The organism is Rhizobium sp. A37_96 (assembly GCF_053521765.1).
Genome location: NZ_JBNWDS010000014.1, coordinates 42015 through 62322, shown reverse-complemented (window position 1 = coordinate 62322; position 20308 = coordinate 42015). Strand labels below are relative to the sequence as shown.

At 60.9% G+C, this 20308-nt stretch carries 18 protein-coding genes; 7 read left to right on the top strand and 11 right to left on the bottom strand.

Annotated features, from left to right (window positions below):
• Positions 1 to 30: 30 nt before the first annotated feature.
• Genes ACQZ6J_RS26740 through ACQZ6J_RS26725 form a run of 4 tightly spaced genes read left to right on the top strand, consistent with a single transcriptional unit; the run spans position 31 to position 3590 of the window.
• The gene (locus tag ACQZ6J_RS26740) at positions 31 to 972 is read left to right on the top strand and encodes an ABC transporter permease (protein ID WP_449086348.1); all 942 of its coding nucleotides are present in this window, start codon (positions 31 to 33) and stop codon (positions 970 to 972) included.
• Positions 972 to 1850: an ABC transporter permease gene (locus ACQZ6J_RS26735; RefSeq protein ID WP_449086347.1), complete on the top strand. Its 879-nt coding sequence runs from the start codon at positions 972 to 974 to the stop codon at positions 1848 to 1850. The genes ACQZ6J_RS26740 and ACQZ6J_RS26735 overlap by 1 nt, the downstream gene beginning before the upstream one ends.
• On the top strand, positions 1851 to 3059 hold the full coding sequence (locus ACQZ6J_RS26730) for an amidohydrolase/deacetylase family metallohydrolase (RefSeq protein ID WP_449086346.1): 1209 nt from the start codon (positions 1851 to 1853) through the stop codon (positions 3057 to 3059).
• An 18-nt stretch (positions 3060 to 3077) separates the two neighbouring features.
• On the top strand, positions 3078 to 3590 hold the full coding sequence (locus ACQZ6J_RS26725) for a RidA family protein (RefSeq protein ID WP_163988252.1): 513 nt from the start codon (positions 3078 to 3080) through the stop codon (positions 3588 to 3590).
• A gap of 11 nt (positions 3591 to 3601) precedes the next feature.
• Here the strand turns inward: ACQZ6J_RS26725 and ACQZ6J_RS26720 are convergent, their stop codons facing one another.
• A complete protein-coding gene (locus tag ACQZ6J_RS26720) occupies positions 3602 to 4444 on the bottom strand; it encodes an IclR family transcriptional regulator (RefSeq protein ID WP_449086345.1) in 843 nt (280 codons plus the stop codon).
• A gap of 81 nt (positions 4445 to 4525) precedes the next feature.
• Here ACQZ6J_RS26720 and ACQZ6J_RS26715 point away from each other — a divergent pair, with 81 nt between their 5' ends.
• Positions 4526 to 5722 carry an aminotransferase class V-fold PLP-dependent enzyme gene (locus tag ACQZ6J_RS26715; RefSeq protein ID WP_449086344.1) on the top strand — a complete coding sequence of 399 codons (1197 nt, stop codon included), beginning with the start codon at positions 4526 to 4528 and terminating at the stop codon, positions 5720 to 5722.
• 32 nt (positions 5723 to 5754) lie between these two features.
• Positions 5755 to 7587 carry an ABC transporter ATP-binding protein gene (locus ACQZ6J_RS26710; protein ID WP_449086343.1) on the top strand — a complete coding sequence of 611 codons (1833 nt, stop codon included), beginning with the start codon at positions 5755 to 5757 and terminating at the stop codon, positions 7585 to 7587.
• Between the two features lie 159 nt (positions 7588 to 7746).
• Here the strand turns inward: ACQZ6J_RS26710 and rnk are convergent, their stop codons facing one another.
• From rnk to ACQZ6J_RS26675, 7 genes are all read right to left on the bottom strand, one after another.
• On the bottom strand, positions 7747 to 8181 hold the full coding sequence (rnk, locus tag ACQZ6J_RS26705) for a nucleoside diphosphate kinase regulator (RefSeq protein WP_163988244.1): 435 nt from the start codon (positions 8179 to 8181) through the stop codon (positions 7747 to 7749).
• 356 nt (positions 8182 to 8537) lie between these two features.
• Positions 8538 to 9899, bottom strand: coding sequence for an LLM class flavin-dependent oxidoreductase (locus tag ACQZ6J_RS26700; protein WP_449086342.1), 1362 nt, complete (start codon positions 9897 to 9899; stop codon positions 8538 to 8540).
• 18 nt (positions 9900 to 9917) lie between these two features.
• The gene (locus tag ACQZ6J_RS26695) at positions 9918 to 11156 is read right to left on the bottom strand and encodes an SfnB family sulfur acquisition oxidoreductase (protein WP_449086341.1); all 1239 of its coding nucleotides are present in this window, start codon (positions 11154 to 11156) and stop codon (positions 9918 to 9920) included.
• Positions 11157 to 11167: 11 nt separating this feature from the next.
• Positions 11168 to 12424, bottom strand: a complete 1257-nt coding sequence (locus ACQZ6J_RS26690; protein WP_449086340.1) for an SfnB family sulfur acquisition oxidoreductase — start codon at positions 12422 to 12424, stop codon at positions 11168 to 11170.
• Positions 12425 to 12681: 257 nt separating this feature from the next.
• Complete coding sequence (locus tag ACQZ6J_RS26685) at positions 12682 to 14031, bottom strand: FAD/NAD(P)-binding protein (protein WP_449086339.1); 1350 nt, start codon at positions 14029 to 14031, stop codon at positions 12682 to 12684.
• A gap of 244 nt (positions 14032 to 14275) precedes the next feature.
• The gene (locus ACQZ6J_RS26680) at positions 14276 to 14998 is read right to left on the bottom strand and encodes a gamma-glutamylcyclotransferase (protein WP_449086338.1); all 723 of its coding nucleotides are present in this window, start codon (positions 14996 to 14998) and stop codon (positions 14276 to 14278) included.
• 222 nt (positions 14999 to 15220) lie between these two features.
• Complete coding sequence (locus ACQZ6J_RS26675) at positions 15221 to 15847, bottom strand: GNAT family N-acetyltransferase (RefSeq protein WP_449086337.1); 627 nt, start codon at positions 15845 to 15847, stop codon at positions 15221 to 15223.
• A gap of 320 nt (positions 15848 to 16167) precedes the next feature.
• Between ACQZ6J_RS26675 and ACQZ6J_RS26670 the strand changes: the two genes are divergently transcribed.
• Entirely contained in the window at positions 16168 to 17493 is a 1326-nt protein-coding gene (locus tag ACQZ6J_RS26670) for an NtaA/DmoA family FMN-dependent monooxygenase (protein ID WP_449086336.1), read from the top strand.
• Between the two features lie 92 nt (positions 17494 to 17585).
• On the opposite strand, the gene ACQZ6J_RS26665 is transcribed toward ACQZ6J_RS26670, so the two are convergent.
• From ACQZ6J_RS26665 to ACQZ6J_RS26655, 3 genes are read right to left on the bottom strand one after another with little or no spacing between them, the layout of a single operon-like run.
• Positions 17586 to 18776 (bottom strand): cystathionine beta-lyase, encoded by a 1191-nt coding sequence (locus ACQZ6J_RS26665; RefSeq protein WP_449086335.1) that lies wholly within the window; start codon positions 18774 to 18776, stop codon positions 17586 to 17588.
• The gene (locus ACQZ6J_RS26660) at positions 18773 to 19732 is read right to left on the bottom strand and encodes a PLP-dependent cysteine synthase family protein (protein ID WP_449086334.1); all 960 of its coding nucleotides are present in this window, start codon (positions 19730 to 19732) and stop codon (positions 18773 to 18775) included. Before ACQZ6J_RS26660 ends, ACQZ6J_RS26665 begins: the two co-directional genes overlap by 4 nt.
• A gap of 46 nt (positions 19733 to 19778) precedes the next feature.
• On the bottom strand, positions 19779 to 19928 hold the full coding sequence (locus ACQZ6J_RS26655; RefSeq protein WP_163988226.1) for a hypothetical protein: 150 nt from the start codon (positions 19926 to 19928) through the stop codon (positions 19779 to 19781).
• Positions 19929 to 20308 lie beyond the last annotated feature (380 nt).

The window sequence follows — 20308 nt, the reverse complement described above, 5'->3', positions numbered from 1 at the left end:
TGTCCGTTTGCGGGCCCGGGAACCGAACGAATGATACGCTACATCCTTCAACGCCTGGCAGGCATGATCGTCGTGATGTTTCTCGTCGTGACGATCGTCTTCGTGATCGTGCGCGTGACGCCCGGCGACCCGGCCGCCGTCATGCTCGGCCCGGACGCGACCGCCCAGGATATTGCAGACTTGCGAATTCGGCTCGGCCTCGACCAGTCCATCTTCGTTCAATACGTGTTCTATATCGGCCAGCTGCTGAAGGGCGATCTCGGTCAGTCGATCTTCCTCAACATTCCGGTCGGTTCCGCACTGCTTGAGCGCGCCGAGCCAACCTTTTTCCTCACACTGTTCTCGCTTCTCATTGCGGGTGTCATCGCGCTGCCGATCGGCATCTATGCAGCCTATCGGCGTGGATCATTCATTGACCAGCTTTCGATGACGATCGGCATGCTGGCGGCGAGCATTCCAAGCTTCTGGCTCGGCCTGATCCTCATGCAGTTCTTCGCAGTAAGGCTGGGGATGTTTCCGGTATCCGGCTATGGCGGACCGGGCGCAAGCTTCCTGGACCGCATGTATCATCTGACGCTTCCCGCATTCGCGCTCGGCCTCGTCTCCTCGGCGCTGATCCTGCGCTTCACCCGCGCATCGATGCTTGATGTGCTCGGAGACGACTATATCCGCACCGCCCGCGCCAAGGGGCTTGCCGAGCGCCGCGTCATCCTGAAGCATGCGCTGAAGAATGCGCTCATTCCCATTCTCACCGTTCTCGGCCTCACAGCCGCGGTACTGATTTCCGGCGCGGTCGTCACCGAGACCGTGTTCGGCTTGCCGGGCGTCGGAAGCCTCGTCGTCTCCGCGGTGCTGCGCCGCGATTATCCGGTGATCCAGGGTGCCCTGCTCGTCATCGCGGGCCTCTACGTCCTGATCAATTTTGTGATCGACATGCTCTACCTGCTGGTTGATCCGAGGGTACGCTACTGATGGCCGATATTGTCACCGATACACCGAAGCGGGCGCGGGGCGAGCGCAGCAAATTCCTTCGTCGCCTGCTGAAGCGCAAGACCGTCGCCGTCGGTCTCCTTGTGCTGACGATCTTCGTGCTGCTTGCCGTCCTGGCACCGTGGATCGCGCCCTATTCGCCCTCGAAACTCTCGATCGTCAACAGACTGAAGCCACCGAGCCAGGTCTACTGGTTCGGCACCGACGAATTCGGCCGCGACGTCTTCTCTCGCACCATCTATGCCGGGCGTCTGTCGCTGCTCGTGGGAGCGGCGGTCGTGGCGCTGTCGGCGGTAATCGGCGTCACGCTTGGCCTGCTCGCTGGCTTCTTCCAGAAGCTCGACACGCCGATCGCCCGATTGATCGACGCGATGATGGCGTTTCCCGACATTCTGCTTGCCATTGCGCTCGTCGCTGCCCTCGGCCCCTCTCTGACGACGGTCATCGTCGCGCTGTCGATCGTCTATTCGCCGCGACTTGCGCGCATTGTCCGGGCCTCGACGCTGGTCATCCGCGAGCTCCCCTACGTGGAAGCGGCAAGAGCCCTTGGCATCTCGACATTCCATATCATGACGCGGCACATCCTGCGAAATCTCCTTTCACCGATCCTGGTGCAGGGCTCGTTTCTTTTCGCCAGCGCAATGCTTGCCGAAGCCGGGCTCTCGTTCCTCGGCCTCGGCGTCAGCCCCGAAATCCCGACCTGGGGAACGATGATCGCCGCCGGCCGCCAGTATATCGGCCAGGCCGACTGGATGACCTATTTCCCCGGCTTCGCCATCATCCTCTCCGTGCTGTCGCTGCAAATGGTCGGCGACGGCCTGCGGGACATGCTCGATCCAAGACTTCGAAAGGACCTGTAAATGACCGGTGAAAAAGCGGGCAAGCCGCTCCTCCTCACCAATGTGAAGCCCATGGCTTTCGGCAGCGACACACCGGCCGGCGTGATCGACATTCTGGTCGACGCCGACGGCAGGATTGCCGCCACCGGCTCGCAGCTCGCCGCCCCCGCCGACGTCGAGCGCATCGACGGCAAAAGTGCCTGGATTTCTCCCGGCTGGATCGACCTGCATGTCCATATCTGGCATGGCGGCACGGACATTTCGATCCGCCCATCCGAGTGCGGCGCCGAACGTGGCGTCACCACCCTTGTCGATGCGGGTTCGGCCGGCGAAGCCAATTTTCATGGGTTTCGCGAATATATCATCGAACCATCCAGGGAACGCATCAAGGCTTTCCTCAATCTCGGTTCGATCGGCCTCGTCGCCTGCAATCGTGTCCCGGAACTGCGCGATATCAGGGACATCGACCTCGACCGCATCCTCGAATGCTACGCGCAGAACAGTGAGCATATCGTCGGCATCAAGGTCCGCGCCAGTCATGTGATCACCGGATCCTGGGGCGTGACACCCGTCAAGCTCGGCAAGAAAATCGCCAAGATCCTGAAGGTTCCGATGATGGTGCATGTCGGCGAGCCGCCGGCGCTCTATGACGAGGTGCTTGAAATTCTCGGCCCCGGCGATGTCGTCACACATTGCTTCAACGGCAAGGCCGGTTCCAGCATCATGGAAGATGAGGATCTCTACAATCTCGCCGAACGCTGCGCCGGCGAAGGCATTCGGCTCGATATCGGCCACGGAGGTGCCTCTTTCTCCTTCAAGGTTGCGGAAGCGGCGATCAGGCGTGGCCTGCTGCCCTACTCGATCTCGACGGACCTGCACGGCCACTCCATGAACTTCCCGGTCTGGGATCTCGCGACCACCATGTCCAAACTGCTCTCGGTCGGCATGCCGTTCGACAAGGTGGTGGAGGCGGTCACGCATGCACCGGCCTCGGTCATCAAGCTTTCGATGGCAAATCGGCTGGCGGTCGGCGAACGGGCAGATTTCACCATCTTCGACCTGGTGGATGCGGACCTTGAGGCGACCGATTCCAACGGTGACGTCTCGCGCCTGCAGAAGCTGTTCGAGCCGCGCCATTCGATCATCGGAGCCGAGGCGATCACAGCCTCCCGCTATATTCCCCGCGCCCGCAAACTCGTCCGCCACAGCCACGGCTACTCGTGGCGCTAGTTGAAACACTCCAATCGCATGGCAGGAGCATCCGTGAACACGTCTCCAATACAGGTCGCCTCCGCAGCGCAAACACCCTATGAGCGACTGGCCGCGCTCGGTATCGAGCTTCCGCCGCCGCCGCCGCCGATCGCCAATTTCGTGACCCATGTTCGTGAAGGCAATGTGCTGTATCTATCGGGTCAAGGGCCACGGGAGCTGGACGGCCGTCTCCACGCCGGCAAGGTCGGCGGAGACGTCGGCGTTGATCGTGCCTATCAGCACGCCCGGCTCACGGGCATCAACCTCCTGGCCGTCATGCATGAAGCACTCGGCAACCTTTCCCGGGTGAAGCGGGTGGTGAAGCTGCTCGGCATGGTCAACGCCGTTCCGCACTTCGAGGATCATCCAAGCGTCATCAATGGCTGCTCGGACCTGTTCATCGAGGTCTTCGGCGAGGCGGGTCAACATGCGCGCTCGGCCGTCGGCTTCGGATCGCTACCCGGCAACATCACCGTCGAGATCGAGGCGATCGTCTCGCTCAACGACTGAGGAGAACAAGGTCAGTGATTGCGCCAGCCCATCAACGTTTCGATCTGCTCGGCAGCAGCGCGCACCTGCTGTCCATAGTGGTTGCCGTCGGAAAAGACCTTCTGTTCCGGCAGCACAATCGAAATGGTCGCGACACATTGGCCATTGCGGTCGACGACCGGCGAGGCGATGCAGGCAACCGCATAATCGGACTCGGCCACCTGGATCGACAGGCGCTCGTTAAACGCCTTGCCCGCAGAGTCCGAGAGCACACGGGCATCGATCTCGGCGCGGCCGGTTGGGGACGTGCGCGCGCAGCGCTTGAAAAGCTCGACCCTCTCCTTCTCCGGCAGGTGGCCGACCAGAAGCCGGCCGGATGCCGTCCAGTTCAATGGCACGCGGGTGCCGACGCGGGAGGTGACCTGGAAATGGCTTGGCCCGTCCGCCATGGCAAGCACCAGCATATGATCGCCATCGCGGCCGCAGACTTGAACCGTCTCCCCCGCCTGTTGGCAGAGGTCGTGCATTTCGCGGGTCGCGACACTCATGAAATCCAGCGACCGCGCATAGGCAAGCCCGTAATGATAAAGGCGGGCGCCCAGCCAGACCGTACCGTCGGCGTTGCGGCCGAGCATGTTCTTTTCCACCAGATCGTCGATGATGACGTAAACGGTCGAAAGGGGTGCCTTCACCGCCTTGGCAATCGCATAGGCTCCGGCCGGCGCACCGGTTTCGTAGAGATAATCAATGACCTGCAGCGCGCGGTCGATGCCGCTTACGCGCGAGCGACGCGCGCCTTTGATCTCGCTCGTGGAAGCGGCATCTTCGGGAGGGGCTGGCGATAGAGTCTTGGCGTCCAAATCAACGCTCCTCATGGAATTTTGACAAGCTATTACATTACTATGGCATAACTGTCGATGACAATCAGCAGCCTGCCGTCACTTTGGAGAGACAGAATGTCCGATGATATCCGTACCAAAATCGGTCTGAGGCCCGTCATCAACGTATCCGGCACGATGACGAGCCTTGGCGCGTCGATCGTCGTTCCCGAAGCCATTGCGGCCATGACGGCGATCTTGCCGCAGTTCGTGGAAATCAATGACCTCCAGCGCAAGGCAAGCGCCGTCATCGCGCGTCTGACGGGCGGTGAAGCGGGCTTCGTGACGGCATCCTGCTCCTCGGGCATCAGCCTCGCGGTCGCCGGCGCCATCACCAGCAACAACCTGCTCGCCATCGAGAAATTGCCCGACGTCGCGTCGGAAAAGAACGAAGTCATCCTGCAGATGGGCCATGTGGTGAGCTATGGCGCGCCCGTCGACCAGGCGATCCGCCTTGCCGGCGGCAAGACCGTGCTGGTCGGCCAGGCGACGTCGACGCACCGTTTCCACATGGAAAACGCCATAACGGAGAAAACCGCGGCAGCCGTCTATGTCGTGTCGCATCATGTGGTGAATTATGGCCTGCTGCATCTGACCGAATTCGTGGAGATAGCCCATGCCAAGGGCGTACCGGTCATCGTCGATGCGGCTTCGGAATATGATCTGAAGCTTTTCCTGGCTCAGGGCGCCGATATCGTACTCTATTCCGGCCATAAGTTCCTTGGCGGCCCGACCTCCGGCATCGTCACCGGAAAGAAGGAGCTGGTCCGCAATGCCTTCCTTCAGAATATGGGCATCGGCCGAGGCATGAAGGTCGGCAAGGAAAGCGTCTATGGTGTCATGGCGGCGTTGGAAGCATGGGAAAAGCGCGACCATTCAGGCATCCGCGAACGCGAAACCGGCTATCTGAATTTGTGGAAGCGAACTCTGGATGGCCGCCCCGGCGTCACCGCCTTGATCGAGCCGGATCCGACCAACAACCCGCTCGACCGTCTTCGCGTCGTCATCTCGGCCCCGGAAGCGCATATCAGCGCCTGGGACCTTGCCGCCGCGCTCGGCCGCGGCAATCCACCCGTCATCGTTCGGGACCATGAGGTGGAGCACCACTATTTCTATCTCGATCCATGCAACCTGCATCCCGGTCAGGAAACGATCGTGGCGACCCGCCTCGGCGAAGAACTCGACAAGGCGCGCGCATCCAACGAGATCATTGCAACGCCGATCGAGAACCGCAGCAGGCATCGCTTCGACGGTGTGCTGAATTGGCCGGATTGATCGGTGAGGCGGACCGAAAGAAAGGAACAAAGATGAGCACATCGCAGGTAAAGACCATAGAGGCTGCCGAACCGGTTCTCTCCGTCGAGAACCTCACCACCTCGTTCCTGGTGGACGGCGAATGGAAGCCGGTCGTGCGAAATGTTTCCTTCTCGGTCTCTCCGGCAGAGACGCTAGCGATCGTCGGTGAAAGCGGCTCGGGCAAGAGCGTGACCTCGCTTTCGATCATGCGGTTGCTGCAGAGCGATTCAAGCCGCATCGAGGGCAAGATCATGCTCGGCGGCCGCAACCTGCTTTCGCTTCCCGAGCACGAGATGCGCAAGGTGCGCGGCAACGATGTCTCGATGATCTTCCAGGAACCGATGACATCACTCAATCCGCTCTTCACGATCGGCGATCAGATTTCCGAGGCGCTGCTCTGCCACAAGGACATGTCGCCCGCGGACGCCAAAGCGGAAACGATCCGGCTGCTGGAGAAGGTCCGGATCCCGTCGGCCGCCTCGCGCTTCAACGAATATCCGCACCGCTTTTCCGGCGGCATGCGCCAGCGCGTGATGATCGCCATGGCCTTGGCGTCGAAACCGAGACTGCTGATCGCGGACGAACCGACGACGGCGCTCGACGTCACGATCCAGGGCCAGATTCTCGACCTCATCAAAATGCTGCAGGAAGAAGAAGGAACCTCTGTCCTGTTCATCACCCACGACATGGGGGTGGTCGCGGAAATCGCCGATCGCACGGTCGTCATGTTTCGCGGCGAGCAGGTGGAGACGGGCGCGACGGCCGATATCTTCCATCGCGGCCAGCATCCCTATACCCGCGCGCTGCTGTCGGCCGTGCCCGTACTCGGCTCGATGCAGGCATACGAGCGGCCGCTGCGCTTTCCTGTCGTCAATACGACAACGGGGGAATCCGACACGCCTGTCGAAGTCCCGGATACGGTGGCCACGGAAAAGCCGGTCCTCCAGGTGAAGAACCTCACCAAGCGCTTCGACATCCATTCGGGTCTGTTCGGCAGCCTGAAGGGCCGCGTGCACGCGGTCGAGAATGTTTCCTTCGATCTCTTTGCCGGCGAGACCTTGTCTCTCGTTGGCGAATCCGGTTGCGGCAAGTCGACCACCGGCCGCGCCATCATGCGGTTGATCGAGCCGCAATCCGGCTCCGTCATCGTCGGCGGCCGCGACGTGCTCTCGCTCAACAAGCGCGAAATGCGCGAGATGCGCAAATCCGTGCAGATGATCTTCCAGGACCCGTTCGCTTCACTCAACCCGCGCATGACGGTCGGCCAGGCAATTGCCGAACCCTATCTCGAACACGGAATGGGAACGGCCACGCAGGCAAAGGACGTCGTTGCCGACATGCTGCGCAAGGTGGGGCTGACACCGGACATGGCCGGCCGCTATCCGCACGAATTCTCCGGCGGCCAGCGTCAGCGCATCTGTATCGCCCGCGCGCTGGCGCTTGAGCCGAAGGTGATCGTCGCTGACGAAAGTGTGTCGGCGCTCGACGTATCGATCAAGGCGCAGGTCATCAACCTGATGCTCGATCTCCAGCAGAGACTGAACCTCTCCTTCCTGTTCATCTCGCACGACATGGCGGTGGTGGAGCGCGTCAGCCATCGCGTCGCCGTAATGTATCTGGGCGAAATCGTCGAGATCGGCCCGCGGGCGGCGGTCTTCGGCAACCCGCAACATGACTACACGAAGAAGCTGATGGCCGCCGTTCCCGTGCCGGATCCCGATCGCCGGCGCGAGAAGCGCATGGCTGCGAGCGACGAGTTGAAGAGCCCGATCCGGCCGGTCGATTATTTGGCGAAACCGCTCGAATATCGAACCGTATCTCCAAGTCATCTGGTTGCGATCTAAGACATGCCGCGCAAAGGCGACCGAAGCGAGCGTGAACGATCGCGACACGCTTTGGCGCCTGGATAATCATTGCATTGCGGCGCCAGACAGCGATTGCGAGTGCACACCGATTGAGCGTGCCGGGAACATGCAGACGCGAAGGTGCCTTCGACGGGCCTGTCAAGCCTCTCCTTTCCTCACCGGATCCGGAGCTTCGACGGTTATGACCGTCAGGTGGTGGCTGCGTTCGTCGCGGGCGATCCAATCGATCGACTGACCGGCGGAAAGCCCGATCAAGGCTGTCCCGATCGGGGTGAGAATAGAAATCTTCCCAAGCGAAATGTCTGCCTCGCCAGGATAGACCAGCGATACATGACGCTCCTGTCCGTCATCCGAGCGATATTTCACGGACGACCCCATCCGCACGATATTTCCCGGCAGACCTCCATCTTTCACGACTTTGGCTCTGTCGAGTTCGACCAGCAGCTCCTCGGCAATATCAGGTGAACGATCGGAAATCGCTTCTGCAAGCTTCGTCAACCTCTCGCGATCCGTATGGCAAATGACGATATTGGGCTTGCCCTGATGGAGGCCGACTTTCTGTTTTGCTGACATGATGGTGCTCGCGCTGGTGCTAACCGAATACTGCGGAAAGCCTTGGCTTTCCTGACGGTCAAGGAGAAAAATGCAGGATGAAAAACAAGCCCCGTACTCGGGACATGGGCCGAGCCGGGGTCAGTTTCCCGCGATGGGAAACGGCCGATGCGTCGGACAGGACGCAATATGGAAGTGCGATGCTTTCATCCGCATATGGTTGGATCAAACGATGCATTTGTCAAGCCGAACGACGCTCTCTCCGGCTCCAGTCGCATTGCCTTGCTAGATCGGAAGCGCACTCAAACCGCGAAGATCGGCTGTGAAAAGCGACACGACCCGCAGCGGCGGCCTTCACTCGAAATGGCAGGAATTGCCTACCGATATCGATAGGACGCGCCGCTGTGACGCTCGGGCAGCCGGTCGTTCTCATCGAAGATCTTTCGTCGCAACGAGCCTTCCGCATAGGACGTCTTGTAAAGACCACGGTCCTGCAGGGCGGGCACGACAATATCGATGAAATCCTCAAAGCCTTCCGGCGCCACGGTCCTGGTGAGATTGAAGCCATCGACCTCACCCTCGGCGACCCATGCCGCAAGCTCGTCCGCAACCGTTGCCGCATCGCCGACAATCACGGGATAGCGGCCGCCGATGGCAAGCTCATGCAGCAATTGCCGCCTTGTCCAGCCACGCTGCTGCGCGGTCTGCGTTGCCGATTGGCTGGCGTTGGACGTTCCGTAGACGATGGGCTCGTCGAGGTCGTACCGGGAAAAATCGACGCCCGTGCTAGCCGAAAAATGCGCCAGCCCCGCCTCGGGATTGGAATAGCGCAGGTATTCGGTGTATTTTTCCTGCGCCGCGGCGGCCGACCGGTCCGTAATGACGGTTATGCCGAGGAATATCTTCACGTCATCGGGTCTTCGCCCGGCGGAAACGACCGCCTCGCGCAAGGACCGGACAGCCGCGCGCGCCGCGCTTTTGTCGGCGGCGGCAATGAAGATGCATTCGGCGTGGCGGGCGGCAAATTGCCTGCCCCTGCCGGACGTCCCTGCCTGATAGAGAACCGGCGTGCGTTGGATCGACGGTTCCGCCAGGTGGTAGCCGCGCGAGCGATAGAATTTCCCTTCATGATCGATCGCATGGACCTTTGCCGGATCGGCATAGATGCGCCTTTCCCTGTCCACGAGGACAGCGCCGTCTTCCCAGCTCCCCTCCCAAAGCTTGTAGAGTACTTCGAGATATTCGTCGGCCCGATCGTAACGGGTATCATGCTCGAGTTGCATATCGAGGCCCAGGCCCCGGGCGGCGCTATCGAGATAGCCGGTGACGATGTTCCAGCCGATGCGCCCGCTGGTCAGATGATCCAGCGTCGACATGCGTCTTGCAAAAACGTATGGCGCATCCGCGCCGGCATTGACGGTTACGCCGAAACCAAGATGCTGCGTCACGGCCGCCATGGCAGGCACAAGCAGCAAGGGATCGTTGACCGGCAGCTGAATGGATTCCCGCAAGGTAAGATCGACGGAGCCCTGGTAAACATCGTAGACGCCGAGAATGTCGGCCAGGAATATGCCGTCGAACAGGCCGCGCTCCAAGGTGGCGGCAAGCGAAGTCCAGTAGCCGAGCGTCTTGTAACGGTCGGACTGATCGCGCGGATGCGTCCATAGCCCGTGATTGATATGTCCCACGCAGTTCATGTTGAATGCATTGAGCAGGATCTGCTTTTTCTTGGTCACCATTTTACCTGTCGTTCCAATTCAGATCGCACCATGACGCGGCGGGCGCTTGCCGTTGAGATAATAGTCTCCGACGGCCTGATATTTCCACCGTACAGGGTCATGAAGCGTATGCGTGCGTGCGTTGCGCCAGTGGCGATCGAGATTGTCGCCGGCAAAGGTCGATGACGTGCCCGAAAGCTCGAACAGCTTGTTTGCGGCAAGCAGGCTGGCCTTGGTCGCGAGGATCTTTGCTTCGGCGACTGCGATCGAGGCCCGGGCCACGCTGTCTTCCGTCATATCGGCGCGGGCGGCATCCGTCTCTTTCCCCGCCCGCTTCAGCAGTGCCTCGGCGGCGCGCAGACGCAGCCAGACATTGCCGACCTGGTGCAATGTCAAGGGATCGTCCGCCGCATGCTCGACCCTGGAGTCGAGCCAGGGCCGCGCCCGCTCGCGGACGAAGCGCAACGTCTCCCGATAGGCGCCCTGCCCTATCCCGAGATCGATTGCCGCATGCATGATCTGCGCCACCGGGCCGATCGTCGTCGGTCGCTCGAAGGAGGCCTGGAACGGCACGATCCATTCCGGCTCCACCTTCACCTGCGCGAATTCGACCGAGCCGCTGCCGGTAACCCGTTGGCCGAAACCGTCCCAATCGTCAATGACGGTGACCCCGGGCGCGTTTCGCGGCACGAAGGCGAGATAGGTCACATCTCTCCCCTCTTCCTCGGCAACGACGAGAGTCGGAATCCAGTGCGCATATATGGCGCCGGTGCAATAGAATTTCTTTCCGTCGACACGCCATTCGCCGGCTTTCCGGTGGAGCCGTGTACGTCGCTTGAAATCACGCTTGCCGATTTCGGCCAGCGCGTTGCCGAAACGCTCGCCGGCCAGAACCCGATCATAAAAGAAGCGTTGCTGCTCAACCGACGCGCCGACGCGCAGGACCTCGATCGCATAAAAATGATTTTGTGGAATTTGCGACAACGATCCGTCGGCAGCGCCGATAATGGCAATGACGCTGGCCAAGGTTTCGGTGGAAACGCCGGCGCCGCCGAATGCGCGCGGAACGGTCATGCCCCACAGGCCGCTGCGGCTGAAGCTTTCCAGCTCCCGCCACGGCAGCAGGCGATCTCTGTCGCGTTCGGCGCTCCCCTCGGCAAACGTTGCCGCCAGTTCGGTCGCGACCTGAATGGCCTGACGGTCATCCGCAATCAGATCTGGCCGCTCCGCCGGGGCCGGCGCGGCTTCGATTGCGGGATGAGGATCGGTGTTCGTCATGGTCTTCTCGATCAATTCCATTGATGACGGTTCGGGAATACACCGTTGAGCTGATAATTGCCGAGCAGGTGATACTTCCACCGAACCGGATCGTGAAGCGTATGGACACGGGCATTGCGCCAGTGCCGATCAAGGTTGTGGGACGCGCGCGTGGCAGCGGAGCCGGCAAGATCGAAGAGCTTCTCGGTTGCTTGCAGGGCAATCTCCGTCGTCAGGATCTTGGCCTCGGCAACGGCGACGGAGGCCCTTGCACTGGAGGCGTCGGTGACGGGCGCCCGCGCAACTTCGTCGATGATCGCGCCCGCCTCGTAGAGCAATGCCTGCGCCGCGTGCAGTTCGGTGTGCAGATCACCGATTTCATGCAGGATGGTCGGGTCTTCGCAGGCCGATTGCAGACCGGAATCCATCCACGGCCGCGCATGATCGCGAACAAATGCGAGGGTATCGGCAATGGCCGCAACGGCTATGCCGGAATCGATGGCGGCCTGTATGAGCTGCGAGACAGGTCCAGCCAGACCAGGCTTGTTCACGTAGGACCAGACCGGAAAGATCAGATTCCTATCGACAGGCACATCGACGAATTCGACCGATCCGCTCGCCGTGGTCCGCTGACCGAAGGAAGACCAGTCGTCGATCACGCGCACGCCGGGGGCATCATAGCGAACCCAGACCTGCACTGCCTGTCCCTGGTCGTCGACGGCGCGCGTCGGAATCCAATGGGCGAAGATGGCACCGGTGGAATAGAAGCGCCGCCCCGTCAACCGTGGCCCGTAAGGCGAATGAGAAATACGGGTCGTGCTGTGATTGACCGCCCTCTGCCCGCGCTCCGGCCCGGCATTGCCGATGCGATAGCCGCTCAGAATATCGCCGTAGATACGGCTCTTCTGCTCGCGGGAGCCGACATCGCGCAGCAGGGCGAGCACGCCGAACTGGTTCTGCGGGATCTGTCCAAGTGCCGGATCGGCGGCGCACAGGATTTCGAAAACCTTGGCAAGCGTCACATGGGAAACGTCGGCTCCGCCGAATTCCTTGGGAACGGTTATGCCGCCGAGCCCGCTTGCAGTATAAGCCTCCACCTCGTCCCAGGGAAGGCGACGTTCGCGATCCCGCTGCGAGGCGCCCGCCGCAAAACGGGCCGCGAGACCATCCGCAATCTCCAGCGCTTCGGCATCCGACCGGACGAGATGCGGAACGCGTGGCGGCAAGGGGCGCCTGGCGCTGCCCTCTTCAAGCTCCGGTAAAACCGGTGATACGATCTGATCGGTCACGGATCACTCCCGACGGTATTGCAGATTCAGCGCAGGCCACACAGGACATGGCCGCCCGCAAATTGCACGAGGAGACCATGGCGATGAGCACGACAGCCATAACCGGGGAAGATAAAGTCCATGTATTTTATAGGCAAAGACGGAAATACCCGTGAATACGCATGGGTGGAATATTTTTTCCCGAAACTGCCCGATCGGCTCCAGCTGCTTTCAAACAGGCAGACGACCGTGATCTCAGCAAAAAGCAGGTCCGGAACTCAGACTTTCCCGGCTATGGCTTGAGCGACGCTCCTCGCCTGTAAGCGGATATCCGGCACCGCCGTGATTTCCCAGAACTGGCCCGCGGTGAGCGCCCCAACTGCGTAAATGACCGTATCGGTACCTTCCGAGCGCGGGATGCGCGACTGTTTGTCGACGACGATGCCAAGGCCAAGCGGATCGGCTTCGATCAAACCTTGACGGCGCATTTCCTGCAGCAGCGGTGAGTGTGCTATGCCCGCCCGCTCCATACCGGTACAATTGACGATCCAGTCCGCCTGTGTGGATGTGACAAGCTTCTTTCCCCGCGGCCGATAGCGCAGTGTCAGCGGGCGGGCACCCTCCACATCCAGCAGGTATCCGGCGCGAACCGAAATCTGGCCGCTTTGAATCATGCCGTCGAACCTGAGGAATACATCCGGCGCGACGCGATGGCGATGGATGTTCCACCAGGGCAATGCATGACGCAGAAAGCGTCGCCGCTCGGCATCCGGCAGCCTGCTCCAGAGCGCTTGCGTCTGCGGGCGCAGACCGTCCATGAGCCTGCGCCAGTCGTCGCCATGCCGGCTCTCGTGGCGAAAGACGTGCAGGAGTTCGCTCAGCTGCGTGGGCAATGCTCCGACGTCGATCTCCATCGGCGGCTTCGGATGACTGACATGAGCAAGCGGAACAAGCCCCCGACGAGACAACACGGTCACATGTCCCGTAAAACCATGGGCGAACAGGGCCAGGGCCTGATCGATCATCGTCAGGCCCGAACCGAGGATGCAAACGCTGTCGCCTGTCTGGACACGTCTGAGCCAGGACAGTCGCCATGGGTTTTCGACGATATGCGCCCGCGCGTCGGCAGACAATTGCGAGAGGTCGACCGGCAACGTGGCGTTTCCGACGCCCAGGCAAAGCACTATGCTTCGTCCGGCGATCTCATTGCCATTGTCCAGCTGGAAGCCGAGCGCACCACCATAGCGCTCGACACAGCCGGTCGCCTTCGCCTTGATGAAATCGACCCGGCAGCGCGGTTTCTTGTTTCGCAGGAGAGCGGCCAGGCTGTCGCGGATATAGAGGCCGTAATCCTGTCTGGAGGCGAAGTCCCCGGCATCCAGGGGTCGCTTATGTTCCCGCAACCAGTCGACGAAGGCGTTCGGGCGGTCCGGAAACAGGCTCATCCGGCCGGCCGGCACATTCAGACGATGCAGATACAGCTCGGTGCGATAGGCAGTGCCGCGCCCGAAGCCGGGATCATCGCCGATAACAGCGACTGATGCCGATTGGGGAAGCAGTTCCACGAGATTGCAAACCGTAGCGATGGCAGAAAAACCGGAGCCCACAATAACGGCATCGTAGATCATTGCGTGTCCTTCTCCTTCCCGGGAGGTACGGGAAGACGGCTGATGCATGCTCTCTTCAAGCCTGATCTAGGGCATGCCGATGCCCGATCCAATATCGAATGTTCTTGTTATACACCCGCGGCCCTGCTTTCCCCAGGTGATAAAGAGGATCACAGGAAAGACCGGAGCCCTGCCGCGTGAAAAAGACGGGAGCGGGCGTCAGCAGCCCGTCACGACCACATCGCAATTGCCGGCATATCTGCCGTCACGCGGACTCCCTAATGGCGGGAGGGACAGCCATCGCCGTGCTGTCCAGTTTGTGGATCGCCCTGAGCTCGTTTGCGACGAGCGTCTGAAGTTTCCAGAGATTGAGATCCCGGATGCCCCGAGCCTCGAGATGCTTCACGGTGAGATAGAGATATTCGGCACAGGACCCTCTATGACCGCACGCCCTTGCCAGGATGGCAGCCACCACGTCCAACGATAGTTTGGAGGTGACGTGCGCCCCCTTCGGATCGGCCCAAAAGACCAAAGCCCGCACCGGACCCTCGTCCGTCTGCACCCGGATCCACCGTATGGCGGCGGCATCGTTGAGCGTGCCGATCTCGCGGCGCAGCATTCGCCTGATCTGACCCAGGCGATCATCGTCGTTCAATCTGAAAACGATCGCCTTGCAGTATCCGCCCCTCTTCAACGCGAGCATCAGCCCCGGTTGCGCCAGGGAGCCTCTCCAGCGCGTCATGCGAAGACAGAAGGAGCGATGCCATCCCTTGATCGCGCCGACGCGCGACTCCACGGCATCGAAATCCGGCTTCCATATCAGGGAACCGTAGGCGAAGACCCAAAGCGCCTCTCCTTCGGCCTCGCGATGCAGTCGCTGCGCCAGCGCCTCCAGCTCGTCGTCGGCAATCGGTATCCGCGATGGGTCTGGACCCGGATCGACCTCGTCGCGCAGGCTTAGAGCGACCAGATCATTCGTCAGATCCATCTCGCCTTGGCGCACGGACCTTCGATCGCTTCGGCACACGGTTTCATATGCCTTCGGGTTGCAAACAATCATGTCGGTTCCTTGATGAATCCCGTTCGCTGAGCACGTCAGGCTTGCCTCGACAAGGTTGGTCGCGGGAACCCCGAAGGGCGGCCGGACACGACGCAGCCTCAGCCCAGGTCGCAATGCCCCGGCCGATCGGCTGGAGCACGCCTCAAGCCCTCAGGCCGCGGATGTTTCATACGACGCCAGACGCGCCCTGATCTTCTCCTCCTGCTCGGCTTTCAGCTCGGTGACACGAGCCGTCGCTTCCTCGAAAGATGCGGCTGGAGGATACACTGGCGACGAGCCGGCCCGTCCGGCCTTTTCCCCAATATGCTTTTCGAACGGCAGGGAGCGATAGAAAGCCGGATCGACTGTCGTGTCGAACAGCGGCCGATATCCGAGCGATATGTAAAGCGCCACGGCCTCGGGCTGGCGAAAGCCGGTGGAAAGATAAGCGCGCGAATAGCCGAGCTCGGCGGCGCTCTCCTCAAGGGCGATGACGATGCGGCGTGCCAGCCCCTGGCGCCGCAGTTCGGGATGCGTCCATATGCGTTTGAGCTCGGCCGTCTCATCGTCATGGCTCATGAAAGCACCACCTGCGATGGTTTGTCCGTCTCGCAGCAACAGCAGAAAATCGCCGAGCGGCGGGGCAAACAGTGCGAGCGGGTAACGCATGATTTCGGTGCGCGCGCCGCCGGGGCGACTTACCGCACCGTATCTTCCGTCATATTCGTCGATGAGCCCTTCGATCAAAGGTTGGGCCGCGGGATCCGGCAGCGACGACCGGATGATGATATCAGTCATGAAGAATGCGCCTCCAATTGCGGTCTGAAAGCTGTCCGGTGTCGCCAGCGTCCCGGTGGCGCCGACGTCCGAAATCCCGCTCGTCACTTCGCACCGTCAGGATGCAGATCGCCGCGCCTTTAGGCAGGACATGATCTTTTATTGTGGAGTCGATGATTGAAACATCATTGCTCGATTCAATAGTCCATTAAAAATATAGATTAATAAATGAGCCGATCCGTCGAGAGAGGACAATTGTCATATGATCTGATCCGGCGGACCGCAGCCGCCGGCACGGATAGCTGCCCCGCATAGATCTTCGAAACCGCAAGGAAACCGCCATGGCATTCAAGACAATTCGGCACCTGAAGACCCTGACCGGCGCGGCCAGCGTCATTGCGGCGGGAAACGATGCAAGCCCGCAAACGGGCATCAGACGAGCGGTCGAACTCGCCCGAAAGGCCGAAGCCGAGAAGATCACCGGCCTCTTCACCGCCGATCTCCTTCATATCGATCCCGCGGGCCTCGCGGGAACCGCCGGTATTCAGGAACCGATCGTAGCCCTTGCCGCGCTGAGCCAGGCGACCTCGCAAATTGGCTTGATCGCGACCGTCTCCACCACCTTCCATCATCCCTATAACCTGGCACGGCAGATTGGCACGCTGGACCACGCAAGCGGCGGACGCGCCGGCTGGAACGCGGTGACGTCCTCGGTCGGCGAGGAGAATTTCGGCGGGGCTCTGCCAAGCCCGGAAGAGCGTTACGAGCGCGCCGCCGAGTTCATCGAAATCGTCAATGCTCTCTACGATGCCAATGACAGGGACGCGGCCGAGCGCAAGGCATCCGGCGCAATCGCCATCGATCCTTCGAAATTCCACCCGATCAACTATCGTGGCAAGCATTTCGGTGTCGACGGCCCGCTCAACGTGCCGCCCTCGCCGCAGGGGCGCCCGGTTCAATTTCAGGCCGGACAATCCGAGGCGGGCGTGAGTGTCGGCGCGCGATACGCCGAGGTCGTCTACACGTCGCAGCCGAAGCTCGAAGACGCCATTGCCTTTGCGAGGGAACTGCGTCGTCAAGCGAAGGGGTTCGGGCGGACAAACGGCCTGCCCTTCATAATGAACTCTTTCCATTCGGTGATCGGAGAGTCGGAAGCGGATGTGGCAAGGCGCCTGAAGGAAAAGCACGAGCGTATCGACTACGAGCAGGGTCGCCTCAAACTGGCGGACATGCTGGGCGGAAATCTCGACCTTTCCGACCTGCCGCTCGACAAGCCCCTGCCGGAAACGCTGTTGCCGGAAGTCACCAGCATCAATCGCCGGCGCGGACGGGTGGAGATTTTCCGGCGGTATGCCCGCGACGGACTGACCCTGCGGGAACTGATCATCCAGGCGCAGGAGACGGGACACTGGTCCATCGCCGGCACGCCGGAACAACTCGCCGACGCGATCGAGGAGCGATTCCGTGCGGGCGTTCTGGATGTCCTCTCCCTGCACGGCTTCGGCAACCCCGATCAGGAGGATCTGCTCGTCAACGGACTGCTGCCGGAACTGCGCCGCCGCGCACTTGTCGATACGGACTATCTGGGAGACGATTTCCGCTCAAACCTGGAACTTCCGCCCTATCTTGCCGGAACCGGAGGCGTCAGCACGGCGAAACGCGCCTGACGCTCGGTGCCGATCCGGGCTGACAGGAAATGGCACCGCCGATTTGCCGGTGCCGCTTGCTCCCGCGCTATCCACGCCTATAGGTTTGCTGCTTATGCGAGCGCCGCCGCCGCAAAGGCGCGCTCGAGATCAGCCACAAGGTCGTCGATATCTTCCAGGCCGATCTGAAGGCGGATGAGCGGCCCCTCTTCGGGCGGCTGCAGGACACGCCGATCGCTGAGATCGACCTGGAGCGCCAGGCTTTGATAGCCGCCCCAGGAATAGCCGAGGCCGAATAGCGACAGTTCGTCGAGAAATCTCTGGGCCTTGGGCTTGAAATCATCTTTCCGGTCGGTTGCAAGCACGAAGGAAAGCACGCCTCCCGCGCCCTTGAAATCGCGCTTCCAGATATCGTGACCGGGAAAGCTCTCCAGAACGGGATAAAGAACGCGGGCGACGTCGGCACGCCCTTCCAGCCAGTTCGCGATCGCCACGGTGCTTGCCTGGTGTCGTGCCAGCCGCACGCCCATCGTGCGCAGCCCGCGAAGAACCTGATAGGCATCGTCGGGCGATCCGGCCATGCCGAGAGCGCCGTTCGCGCGCTTCAATTGCCGCCAGTGCTTGTCGTTCGCCGAGATCGTCCCCATCAGGATATCGGCATGGCCCGCCGGATACTTCGTCGATGCCTGGATGGAGACGTCGACGCCGAAATCGAGCGGCTTGAAGAAGAGCGGCGTTGCCCATGTATTGTCCATCGTCACCACCGCACCATGCCGATGCGCGACCTCGGCAATGGCCGGAATATCCTGTATCTCGAATGTGTTCGAGCCGGGTGCCTCCGTATGGATCAGCTTGGTATTGGCACGAAAAAGGGCTTCTATATCCGCGCCGATCGCCGGGTCGTAATAGTCGACCTCGATGCCGAAGCGGGCAAGCATCGTGTCGCAGAAATGCCGGACGTTGCCGTAGACGGAATCGACGACCAGCGCGTGGTCTCCGCGCGACAGATAGGCAAGGAACGCAATGGTGACGGCCGCAAGGCCGGAGGGGACGAGGATCGTGCCGGCCGCCCCTTCCAGCTCGTTGATTGCATTGCAAAGCGCATCGGTGGTCGGCGTGCCGCGAGTAGCGTAGGTATATTTCTGTCCGTGCTGCTCCATCGTCTGCGCGTCCGGAAAGAGCACGGTCGATGCATGCACTGTCGGCGGATTGATGAAACCGTGATAGTCGAAGGGATCGTAGCCTGCACGTACGAGCTGCGTATTCGGCCCGAACGGCTTTGGGTGGTCGCTCCCGCCGCTCATGGCGCCTGTTCCGTCAATGCCGAGAGATATCGCTCGCCGGTATCGGGCAGGATTGCAACGATGAGCTTTCCGGCATTTTCCGCTCGAGCCGCAAGTTGGGTCGCGACCCACAGTATGGCGCCCGACGATGTTCCGGCAAATATCCCCTCTTCCCGGGCCAATGCTATCACCGCGGCGCGCGCATCGGCGGTATTCAGCGAGATCACTTCGTCGGCAATCGTCGTGTCGAAGTTGCGCGGCAACTGCTCCGCCGGCACCTCGGTCACCTTATGAACGCCGTCGATCTCGTCCGGATAAGGGTTTTCCTCGGTCGGCAGGGACTCGACCGCCGGTTCGGCGATCACGATCTTCAGATCGGCCTTTCGGGACCGCAGGAACCTGCCCGCCCCGGACACGGTGCCGCCGGTGCCGACGCCGGTGACGAAGATATCGATAGTGCCCTCCGTGTCCCGCCAGATCTCCGGCCCCGTCGTTTCGAAATGGGTGTGCGGATTGGCCGGATTGGCGAGCTGATCGGTAAAGAAGGCCGTCGGATTTTCCTCCCGAACGCGCGCCGTGATCTTGTCGAGCGCCTCCGGATCGAGAAAGAACTCATTCTTCACGGTGACGATCTCCGCACCGAAGAGACGAAGCAGCTTCACCTTGTCCTGGCTGATATTATCGCTGAGGTAGAATTTCGTCCGATAGCCGCGCGAGGCAGCGACGGCAGCGAGGCCAATGCCGGTATTGCCGCTCGTCACATCCACCAGCAAATCGCCGGGGCGGATTTTTCCGGCCTCTTCGGCTTCCTTGATGATCCCCCAGGCAATGCGATCCTTCACGCTGCCGGCCGGGTTGAAATACTCGATCTTGGCAAGAATTCTGGCCTCGAGATTCCTATTGCGCCGATAGTTGTGGAGCTCGAGAAGCGGCGTGTTTCCGATGAGATCCGCAAAACCGTTGTATATTCTTGTCACTCATAACTCCCGTTCATGAAGCAGCAAAGCAGGCCTCCGCAACACGTCACGCACCGCAGGCGGCGTGCAGCAAAAGGGCAAGCGAAACCAGGACCATCAGGGCGGCCAGCAGATGCTGCAAGGTCGGCCAGATCCTTCGGCTCAGCGAAGAGGTGGGCCGTGTTGCGAGGGAGGCGAGATAGAGAACCGTATCCATGAGAACTCCTGGCGCAGGCGCCCGAAGCAGCCGGAAACATGAATGACGGGCTGCGCTACGGACGGAAACAGAATGGCCCTGTCATATTGTCTATAAATTTAGTGCACTAAAGGAATCATTTTTCGAGAATCCGCGCGTTGCCAAGAAAATGAACTTTTCTGAAAGCGAGCGGCCAAGCGGCGCCCTTCTCCCGATCGACGATCGTTCGTCATCAGCCGGCCCTCTGAAATAACAGAGGATTTTCTGCTATCGTGAAAATAATCTCAGGATCAGCGGATGCACATCTATTCTATTGGAGGAAAGAATATTAAAATATATTTCTGCATTGAAAGCAGAAATTAGTTGGCATAACTCAACACTCATTGAAGGCCGCAACGCAG